General features: G+C 74.4%; 9 protein-coding genes and 1 tRNA gene. 6 read left to right on the top strand and 4 right to left on the bottom strand.

Going from position 1 to position 9,018, the window contains the following annotated elements; genetic code table 11:
* The first annotated feature begins 77 nt into the window (after positions 1-77).
* Positions 78-401, top strand: a complete 324-nt coding sequence (locus ADY01_RS27925) for a YnfA family protein (protein WP_049579053.1) — start codon at positions 78-80, stop codon at positions 399-401.
* A gap of 26 nt (positions 402-427) precedes the next feature.
* Here ADY01_RS27925 and ADY01_RS27920 read toward each other — a convergent pair whose 3' ends face one another.
* Positions 428-1,081: a TerD family protein gene (locus tag ADY01_RS27920; protein WP_063784384.1), complete on the bottom strand. Its 654-nt coding sequence runs from the start codon at positions 1,079-1,081 to the stop codon at positions 428-430.
* Positions 1,082-1,194: 113 nt separating this feature from the next.
* Here ADY01_RS27920 and ADY01_RS27915 point away from each other — a divergent pair, with 113 nt between their 5' ends.
* From ADY01_RS27915 to ADY01_RS27905, 3 genes are read left to right on the top strand one after another with little or no spacing between them, the layout of a single operon-like run.
* A complete protein-coding gene (locus tag ADY01_RS27915; RefSeq protein ID WP_049579051.1) occupies positions 1,195-2,355 on the top strand; it encodes an HpcH/HpaI aldolase/citrate lyase family protein in 1,161 nt (386 codons plus the stop codon).
* Positions 2,352-4,793: a phosphoribosyltransferase gene (locus tag ADY01_RS27910; RefSeq protein ID WP_049579050.1), complete on the top strand. Its 2,442-nt coding sequence runs from the start codon at positions 2,352-2,354 to the stop codon at positions 4,791-4,793. The genes ADY01_RS27915 and ADY01_RS27910 overlap by 4 nt, the downstream gene beginning before the upstream one ends.
* Positions 4,790-5,635, top strand: coding sequence for a hypothetical protein (locus tag ADY01_RS27905; protein ID WP_049579048.1), 846 nt, complete (start codon positions 4,790-4,792; stop codon positions 5,633-5,635). Before ADY01_RS27910 ends, ADY01_RS27905 begins: the two co-directional genes overlap by 4 nt.
* Here ADY01_RS27905 and ADY01_RS27900 read toward each other — a convergent pair.
* Positions 5,580-6,227: a DUF4383 domain-containing protein gene (locus ADY01_RS27900; protein WP_049579047.1), complete on the bottom strand. Its 648-nt coding sequence runs from the start codon at positions 6,225-6,227 to the stop codon at positions 5,580-5,582. The genes ADY01_RS27905 and ADY01_RS27900 overlap by 56 nt on opposite strands.
* Positions 6,228-6,312: 85 nt before the next feature.
* Complete coding sequence (locus ADY01_RS27895) at positions 6,313-7,590, bottom strand: hypothetical protein (protein ID WP_049579045.1); 1,278 nt, start codon at positions 7,588-7,590, stop codon at positions 6,313-6,315.
* A gap of 100 nt (positions 7,591-7,690) precedes the next feature.
* Here ADY01_RS27895 and ADY01_RS27890 point away from each other — a divergent pair.
* Positions 7,691-7,762: transfer RNA gene (locus tag ADY01_RS27890), tRNA-Val, on the top strand.
* 151 nt (positions 7,763-7,913) lie between these two features.
* On the opposite strand, the gene ADY01_RS27885 is transcribed toward ADY01_RS27890, so the two are convergent.
* Complete coding sequence (locus ADY01_RS27885; RefSeq protein ID WP_049579043.1) at positions 7,914-8,387, bottom strand: hypothetical protein; 474 nt, start codon at positions 8,385-8,387, stop codon at positions 7,914-7,916.
* 1 nt (position 8,388) lies between these two features.
* Between ADY01_RS27885 and ADY01_RS27880 the strand changes: the two genes are divergently transcribed.
* The gene (locus ADY01_RS27880; protein ID WP_049579042.1) at positions 8,389-8,994 is read left to right on the top strand and encodes a hypothetical protein; all 606 of its coding nucleotides are present in this window, start codon (positions 8,389-8,391) and stop codon (positions 8,992-8,994) included.
* The last annotated feature ends 24 nt before the right edge of the window (positions 8,995-9,018 follow it).

The raw sequence follows: 9,018 nt of genomic DNA, 5'->3' as shown, positions 1-9,018 counted from the left end.
GCGCGCGGGCGGGCGGTGCGCGCCGTTCGGAAGAAAAGGGGGACCGCCGCCCGCAGGCAGAGGTACCACCCACGGGGCTGGAGAGGCTTTGGGCGGGAGCTGCGTTGCTGTTCGAGATCGGGGGTGCCTGGCTGGTGTGGCAGGGCATCCGCGAGCACCGCGGCTGGATCTGGGTCGGCGCGGGCGTCATCGCGCTGGGCCTCTACGGCGTGGTGGCCACCTTCCAGACCGCCGACGACTTCGGCCGCATCCTCGCCGCCTACGGCGGGATCTTCGTCGCCGGGTCGATCGCCTGGGGCGCGATCGCCGACGGTTACCGGCCCGACCGGTACGACCTCGTCGGCGCCGCGGTGTGCCTGGCCGGGATGGCCGTGATCATGTACGCACCACGCGGCCACTGACGACCACGGCGGAGCCCTCACCACCCTCAGGGCCGCGGCAGGAACTGGGGGCCCTGCGGGGGCAGGGTGAACGCGGGGTCGGGCTCGGGGTAGCCGTAGGGCCGCTGGGGGGTCGGCGTGGGGTCGCCGGCCGCCGTGATGCCGTAGGCGGCGGCCAGGGCGACCAGGCCGCCGGGGTACCCGGGGCCCGACGCGTGGAACTCCCAGCCGTTCGCCACCCGCACCAACTCCCCGCAGACCACCGCGGTTTCCCCGGGCGCGGGCGTCAGCGGGAGGACGGCCAGCGGCGTTCCCCGGTCCGTCCCGGCCGTGTCCTGGAGGATCAGCCGCGGAACGCTCCGTTCCGCCGCGAAGCCGCCGTCCGCCGAGGCCGCCAGGACGATCCGCGTCACCGAGCCGTCGAGCCGCGCCAGTTCCGCCTCGACCGTGTCGCGCAGCCCCTCCCGGTCCCGCCGCTTGGACAGGCGTCTGACCAGGCCCGTCGGGTGGCGCGGCTGGTTGTAGAAGACGAAGTCGCCCTCGGAGCGCACCCGTCCGCCGGTGCCGAGCAGCAGCGCCGAGAGATCCAGATCCGGCCCTCCACGGCGCCCGTCGACGCCTGTCGGCGTCCACCGCAACACGGCGCGTAACCCGGCGACCGGAAGGTGAATTGTCGCCCCCTTATCCAACGCGTACGTCATATAAGGAATCCTGCCTGTCGCCACACTTCCGAAACAATGCCGCGTTTACGATTGCCGGGGGACCGGTACAGCCAGCCGGGCGACCGGAGCCGCCGTGAACCTCGGGGAGATCCATGCGACATTACGGGCACCTCACGCCTGCGCGGCGTCGCACGCTGTTCCACCAGGAGCCCGCCGAGTTCGGGCCGGGATCCCCCGTCAGAACCCTCGGTATGGCGCTGGGGGCCACCCTGTACTGCCCGGCCACGCGCCCGCGGCTCGCCGCCGACATCCGCAAGCAGACGGCCGCCGGGGTCGTGTCGATGGTCCTGTGCCTGGAGGACTCCATCGACGACGGCGAGGTGATCGGCGCCGAGGAGAACCTGGTGCGCCAGTTCGGCGAGCTGCGCCGCGAGGTGGCCCCCGGTGACCTGCCGCTGCTGTTCATCCGCGTCCGCCGGGCCGCGCAGATCACCGACCTCACCACCCGCCTCGGCGAGTCCGCGGCCCTGCTCACCGGCTACGTGCTGCCCAAGTTCACGCCCGCGACGGGCCCGGCCTTCCTCGAAGCCCTCACCGCCGCGGAAGTGCTCTCGGGGCGCCGCCTGCTGGCCATGCCGGTGCTCGAATCGCCCGAGCTGCTGCACCTGGAGACCCGCGCCGGCGGCCTGACCGCCACCGCGCGCCTCGTCGACAAGTACCGCGAGCGCATACCCGCGGTCCGCCTCGGGGTCACCGACTTCTGCGCCGCCTACGGCCTGCGCCGCAGCCCCGACATGACCGCCTACGACGTCCACCTCGTCGCCTCGATGATCGCCGACGTGGTCAACGTCTTCGCCCGCGCCGACGGCTCCGGCTACACGGTCACCGGCCCGGTGTGGGAGTACTTCCGGGCCCAGGAGCGGATGTTCAAGCCCCAGCTGCGCAGCAGCCCGTTCAGCGGCCGGGCCGAGGAGCTGCGCGCCCGCCTCATCGAGCACGACATGGACGGCCTGCTCCACGAGATCGTGCTCGACCACGCCAACGGCCTGATGGGCAAGACCTGCATCCACCCCTCGCACGTGGCGCCGGTGCACGCGCTGTCCGTCGTGAGCCACGAGGAGTTCAGCGACGCGGCCGACATCCTCAGCACGGGGCTCGGCGGCGGGGTGCTGCGTTCCGCCTACACCAACAAGATGAACGAGGTGAAGCCGCACCGCGCCTGGGCGGAGCGGACCATGACGCGCGCCGAGGTCTTCGGCGTGGCCCGGGACGGCGTCGACTTCGTCGACCTGCTGACGGCGGGCATCGGATGAGCGCCGTGAACGCCCCCTGGCCGGGCGAGTGGGTGACCGAGCGGCTGGGGGTCAGGCTGCACGGCGACGGCGTGCGCGAGCTGCTGGGGCTCGCCCTGCGCAGGAACCCGCGCCGCGCCCACCTCCTGGTGTCCAACGTCCTGGGCAAGCACATCCCCCAGCGCCCCGGCACCGTGTACTCCACCGGCATCGAACTGGGCCGCAGGGTCCGGGAGTCGCTGGGGGAGGAGGCGGCGGGGCGCGCGCTGGTCCTCGGCTACGCGGAGACGGCGACGGGGCTCGGCCACTGCGTCGCGGACGGCCTCGCCACCGCGCTGGGCGCCGAACCGGGCACCGGCGTGGGCGAAGTAACGTATCTGCACTCAACGCGCCGACCCGTGGCCGGAGTTCTGCCCGCGGGCGGCTTCGAGGAGGAGCACAGCCACCACACCTCGCACCTGCTGCTGCCCACCGACCCCGCGCTGCTGGCCGCGGACGGGCCGCTGGTGCTGGTGGACGACGAGCTGTCCACCGGCAGGACCGTGCGCAACACCATCGCCGCGCTCCACCGCCGCCACCCGCGCGACCGGTACGCCGTGGCGGTCCTGGTGGACACCCGCACGGACACGGACCGTTCGGCGCTGGCGAAGTTCGCCGCCGAACTGGGCGCCACGGTCGATGTGATCGCGCTGGCCGAGGGGCATGTGAGCCTGCCCGCCGACGTGTTGCGGCGCGGGATGGAGCTGGTCGCCGAGCACGAGGCGGCACCGCCCGGCGCCCCCGCGGCCAGCGCGCGGGCCGCCGCGCGCCGCGTGGACCTGGGCTGGCCCGACGGGCTGCCCGACGGCGGGCGGCACGGTTTCACCGCCGCCCACCGCGCCCGTCTCGAAGAGGCGCTGCCCGAGGTCGGCGCCCGCCTCGCCGAGGCGCTCCCGGCCGGGGCCCGGCGCGTCCTGGTGCTGGGCACCGAGGAGTTGATCTACGTCCCGCTGCGCCTCGCCGCCGAGGTCGAGCGGGCCACCGGCGCCGAGGTGTACTTCTCGACCACCACCCGTTCACCCGTGCTGCCGGTGGACGACCCCGGGTACGCGATCCGCACCCGGCTCACCTTCCCCGCCCACGACGCACCCGCCGACGGCCCCGGGCCGCGCTACGTGTACAACGTCGCGGGCCGCGCCTGGGACGCCGTCGTGGTCGTCACCGACGCGGCGGGCGACACCCCCGGGCTCCACGCGCCCGACGGCCTCCTGGCCGCCGTCGGCGGCCACACCCCGCACCTCCTGCTGGCCGTCGTGCCGCGCCTTCCGCACCCGCTGCGCGGCCCGGCGTTCTCCTCCTACGCCCCCGACGAGGTGGGCTGGCTCCTCCAGGACCTCTCCGACGTCACGCTGGAGGCCCCGGCCGAGGAGCGCGAGGAGGCCATCCAGTCGGGCGGTGCCCACTACGCCGAGTCGCTGCCCGTGGAGTACCAGCCGAGCGAGGAGTACCAGCGCCTCTTCCACACCGCGCTCGCCGCCTCGTCCGCCAGGGTCGCCCGCGCCGTCGGGACCGTGACCGAGGCGGTGCTCGCCGAACGGGGCGGGCCGGGGCGGGTGCCCGTGCTGGTCTCGCTGGCCCGCGCGGGCACGCCCATCGGCATCCTGATGCGCCGCTGGGCCCGCCACGCCCACGGCCTCGACCTGCCGCACTACGCGGTCTCCATCGTGCGCGGCCAGGGCATCGACACCACCGCGCTGCGCTGGCTCGCGGCCCACCACGAGCCCGAGGACGTGGTGTTCCTCGACGGCTGGACGGGCAAGGGCGCCATCACCCGCGAACTCGCCGACGCGCTCGGTGACTTCCCCCGTTTCGACCCGGCGCTCGCGGTGCTCGCCGACCCCGGGGGCTGCGTCACCACCTACGGCACGCGCGAGGACTTCCTCATCCCCTCCGCCTGCCTCAACTCCACGGTCTCCGGGCTGATATCGCGCACCGTGCTCCGCGACGACCTGGTCGGCCCCGACGACTTCCACGGCGCCAAGCACTACCAGGAGCTCGCCGGCACCGACCTCTCACGGCACTTCCTGGACGCCGTGGCCGCCCACTTCGCCGACCCCGCCACCGCCGCCGGCGTGGCGGCCGACACGGCCGCGCTGCTCGCCGCCGATCCGGCGGAACGCGCCCCCACCTGGGAGGGCTGGCGCGCCGTGGAGCGCATCAGCGCCGCCTACGGCATCGACAATGTCAACCTCGTCAAGCCCGGCGTCGGCGAGACCACCCGCGTGCTGCTGCGCCGCGTCCCCTGGCGGATCCTCGCCCGGCGCGGCGCGGGCGCGGACCTGGACCACATCAGGCTCCTCGCCGAGCAGCGCGGAGTCCCGGTCGAGGAGACCGACGACCTTCCCTACAGTTGCGTCGGGCTCATCCACCCCCGCTACACCCGGGGCGCCACCGGCGCCGACGGAAAGGCCGCGCAGTGACCCAGCCGAGCACGCCCACCCCGCCGAGCACGCTCGTCGCCACCGACCTGGACCGCACCCTCATCTACTCCGCCGCCGCGCTCGCCCTGGACGACGTGCCGGACGCGGAGGCGCCCCGGCTGCTGAGCGTGGAGGCGTACCGGCACCGCCCGCAGTCGTTCGTCACCGAGGCCGCCGCCGCGCTCTTCGCCGAACTGGCCACGCACCCGGGCGCGTTGCTCGTCCCCACCACCACGCGCACCCGCGAGCAGTACCTCCGCGTCCGCCTCCCGGGGCCCGCGCCGCGCTACGCGATCTGTGCCAACGGCGGCCATCTGCTGGTGGACGGCGCCACGGACGAGGACTGGCACGCCCGCGTGCGCCGGGCGCTGGCCGACGACTGCGCGCCGCTCGCCGAGGTGGCGGCCCACCTGCGGGCCGCCGCCGATCCGGCGTGGCTGCTCAAGGAGCGCGACGCGGAGGGGCTGTTCGCCTACCTCGTGGTCGAACGCGCGCTGATGCCCGACACCTGGCCCAAGGAACTGGCGGACTGGGCGGCCCCGCGCGGCTGGACCGTCTCCCTCCAGGGGCGCAAGCTCTACGCCGTGCCGCGCCCGTTGACCAAGAGCGCCGCCGTGGCCGAGGTCGCGCGGCGCACCGGGGCGGGGACCGTGCTGGCGGCGGGCGACTCGTTGCTCGACACGGACCTGCTGCTGGCCGCGGACCGGGGCTGGCGCCCCGGGCACGGCGAGCTGGCGGCGGCGGGGTGGACCGCGCCGCACGTCACGGCGCTCGCCGGGCAGGGGATCAGGTGCGGGGAGGAGATCCTCCGCGCGCTGCTCGGGGCTCTGGCCCCTCGTTGAGGCGTCGGCCGTCCAGCTCGGGCCGGTCGCTGGGGGTGCCGTGGGCGTCGGGGTCGTCCGGGTTGCGGGCGCGCCAGTACGGATTGTCGTGCGGCAGCCGCCCGCTCACCCGGCCGTACATGCCGAACGTCATCAGCACGAGGCCGGCGGCGAAGCTGAAGATGACGTTGGGCAGATGGAAGTTCAGGATGTTCGCGGTGCGTTCGAGAATGACCAGATTCACAAAGCCGCTGAGCACGAAGAGCACGCCGATGATCAGGTTGAGCGTGGAGGCGCCGTTTCCGCCGAAGAACATCCCGCCGAAGAGCAGCCCGCCCACCACGATCGAGAGCCAGCTCAGCGCGCCGTTCGTGGTCATGCCCCAGACCTGGTCGTCGCCGGTCGAGAACAGCCCGCCGCCCACGGTCAGGCCGAGCACGCCGAAGCAGACGAGCCCGAGGCCCACCAGTCCGGCGCCGATCCGGTACACCCGGCTCAGCCGGCGGTCGACGGGCAGGTGATCGTCCAGGCGCACGCGCCGCAACAGCGACCGCGGCCCCGTGTGGGGCAGCCGCGGCTCGCCGCGCGGATCCGTGCCGTGAATGGCAGCCATGCCCCCCGCGTACCCCCGTGAAGCCGGACATAACGGGCGGGCGGCCTGGGTGAGCAGTGCGGCTGCACGGTGCGGGCCGAACGGCTCACCGTCCGGCGCGGATGTCCTCCACCACGGCGCCGACCATGGCCCGCACGGCCTCGGTCTCGGTCAGGAACAGCCAGTAGTCCGGGTTCTTCCCGCCGTTCTCCAGGTCGGCGACCGCGCGCTCCAGGCGCTCGACCGCGGCGTCCAGCGGGCGGGCGTGGCGCGCCTCGGGGATCGTGCGCCCCGTCATCGCCAGTCGCTGTGCGTCACGGATGACGAACCGCGTCCTGCTGATCTCCTTCTTCGGGTCGAACGACACCTCGTTCAGCCGCCGCAGCCGCTCCCCGGCCGCCGAGACCGCCTCATCGGAGTGGCCCAGCAGCTCGTGCACGCTGGCCAGCCCGGCCGTGGCATCGGCGAAACGTTGCTCCTCGCGGGCCTGGCGCGCCGCGGCGAGGGTGCCCTCGGCCTGCCGCACGGACTCCGCCGCCTCGTCGGGCACCCGTTGGAGGTCCTGCCAGCACGCCGCGCTGAACCGGCGGCGCAGCTCGCTCAGGACCGGCTCCACCTGCCCGGCCCTGGTGGTGATGGCCTCCGCCCTGGTGCGCAGGGAGCGCAGCCGCCGGTCGATCTCCGCCGCGCGCTCCGGCAGCCGGGCCGCGTCGGCCGCGATCGCCTCGGCCCGTCGCCGCACGTCGTCCGCGCGCCGGATGGTCGCCTTGATGCCGTGCTGGCCCGCGCCCTCGTTCAGCCGCCGCAGCTCGGGGCCGAGCGCGGCCAGCGCGGCGGCCAGATCCTCGGCGCGCAGCCCGGCCCCGCGCGCCCCGTCGAGCGCCTCGGTCGCCTGCCGCAGTGCGGCCTTGGCGCGTTCCACGGCGGGCGCCACCTGGGCGAGCTGCGACTCGGCCCGTTCCACCAGGGGCGCGAGCCCTTCCCCGAAACGCTCCAGGTCCGCGCGGGTGCGCGCCAACTCGTCGCGCGCCGTGAGCAACCGCTGACGCGCCCGGCTCGCGGCGCCGGCGTCGAGTGCCTGACTGTCGAGGTCGTGCGCGTCCATGGCGGTGATGTAGTCCTGGCTGACGCGGTCGATGCGCTCGCCCAGGGCGGCGAAGTCGGCCACGGCGCGCTCCGCCTCGCGGCCGTCGTCGGCGGCGGTGATGGCCTCCATCGTGATCCGCAGGTCGCGCTGGGCGGTGTCCAGCTCGTAGAACGCGGCGGCGGCGGCGTCCTTGGCCTCCTGCGCCTGGGCCCGCAGGTCCTCCACGCGCCCCCGCCCGAACCAGCGGGTCCCGCCGCTTGCTGTCACGTGTCCTTCTCCCCGCCGTGGATCGGCCATGTGAGTCCGCGATCCATTCTCCCACCAGCCTCCCAGGACGGCCTCAACCCGGCGTCCGCGGCGCCGTGCGGGTGGCCCGTGTAGGCTGTGCCGGTCACGGGGGTGCATAGCTCAGAGGTAGAGCGCCGCCCTTACAAGGCGGATGTCGGCGGTTCGACCCCGTCTGCACCCACCTCGCGTTTCTCCCTTCACCGGGGCTTCCCCACGCGGCTGCGACGGACAAACCGTGTCCCCGAGGATCGACCGGCTCCTCGACATCGCGACCGCACTCGGCGTGCCGCCGGTCTCCTGATGCGTCGGGGGCGGGCTGCCGGAATCTGATGTCAGACCTCCTGCGGCAGGTCGAACTCCCGGCCGGGGGATGACTGGCCGGGCGGCATGGCGTGCACGAACGGCGCGAACGCCTTCGCACCGCTGTGGAACTCCACGCCCAACCCGGATGTGCTGCCCGGCTGGGCGCGGTCCGAGTACGCGTACACCCGCGCGACCTCGGCGGACCCCGCGTTGGTGAGCAGGGCGGCGAGGTACCGCTCGACGGTCGGGATCGGCACCCGGCCGGCGCCGAGCTCGGGCACCGCCACCGGCTCCGGGGCGTCCTTCTCCCATGGTTCCTCCGGCTGCTCGGGGACGTCGCCCTCGCGCGGCTGGGTGGTGATGGCGTGCCAGACCTCCGCCCCCGATCCCAAGCGCACCTTCACGCCGAACGGGCGCCTGGCGCCCTCCGTCCACGGCTCGGCCCGGAGCCCGGCGGCGCGGTAGGCGTCGATGGCGAACGTCTGGAAACGGGCTGGTCGCACGATGGTCTCCTCGGCTGGGCTGGGGGCGGGCAGCAGTCTAGGGAGCAGCCGGCAGGGGAGAGGCCACCACGCGGCCCGCGCGCACGACGCCGCGGCGAGGAGCAGGCGGGCGGGCCTGTCGCCTCGCCCACGTGCCATCTCGGTCGAGGTCGTCGAGTCCCTGCCGCGCGGCGCCCCGGCGCCCGGCGGGCTCGCCCTCGTTGCCCGCGACGCCCTCCAGGCGCTCGATCACCTCTCGGCGCTGTCCCGGCTCGGGCTGTCCACCCTCGGCATGCTGTACCTGAACGCCGCGATCGCCGCCTCCGGGCAGGAGCGCTCGGCCGCCACCACCAGCACGGCGGAGACGATGCGTCGAGGTCCGCGCCCTGCCGCAGAACAGCAGCACCTCCTCAAGAAGCCGAAGCGGGCGCGCATCCAGCTCGGGTCCGGCACCGAACTGCTGTGTACTGGCTGGCGCCTGTGGGTCCGGCCCGAGGACGAGGAACAGCGGTCCGCCCCGCCCGACCCCTCGCCGGTCCGCGGCGAGGCCCCGCCCGGACGCGGCAGGCGTTCGGGCGGGGCCGGTGGCCGGGTGGCTCAGAAGGTCACGTCGCTGCAGAAGAAGTAGATCTGGTCCGCGTGTGACGCCTTC

The sequence above is a fragment of the Streptomyces sp. SBT349 genome (assembly GCF_001083795.1).
In the GTDB taxonomy this organism is placed as follows: Bacteria; Actinomycetota; Actinomycetes; order Streptomycetales; family Streptomycetaceae; genus Streptomyces.
Note: the sequence above shows the minus strand (reverse complement) of the source record. Positions and strands in the feature narration are given on the sequence as shown.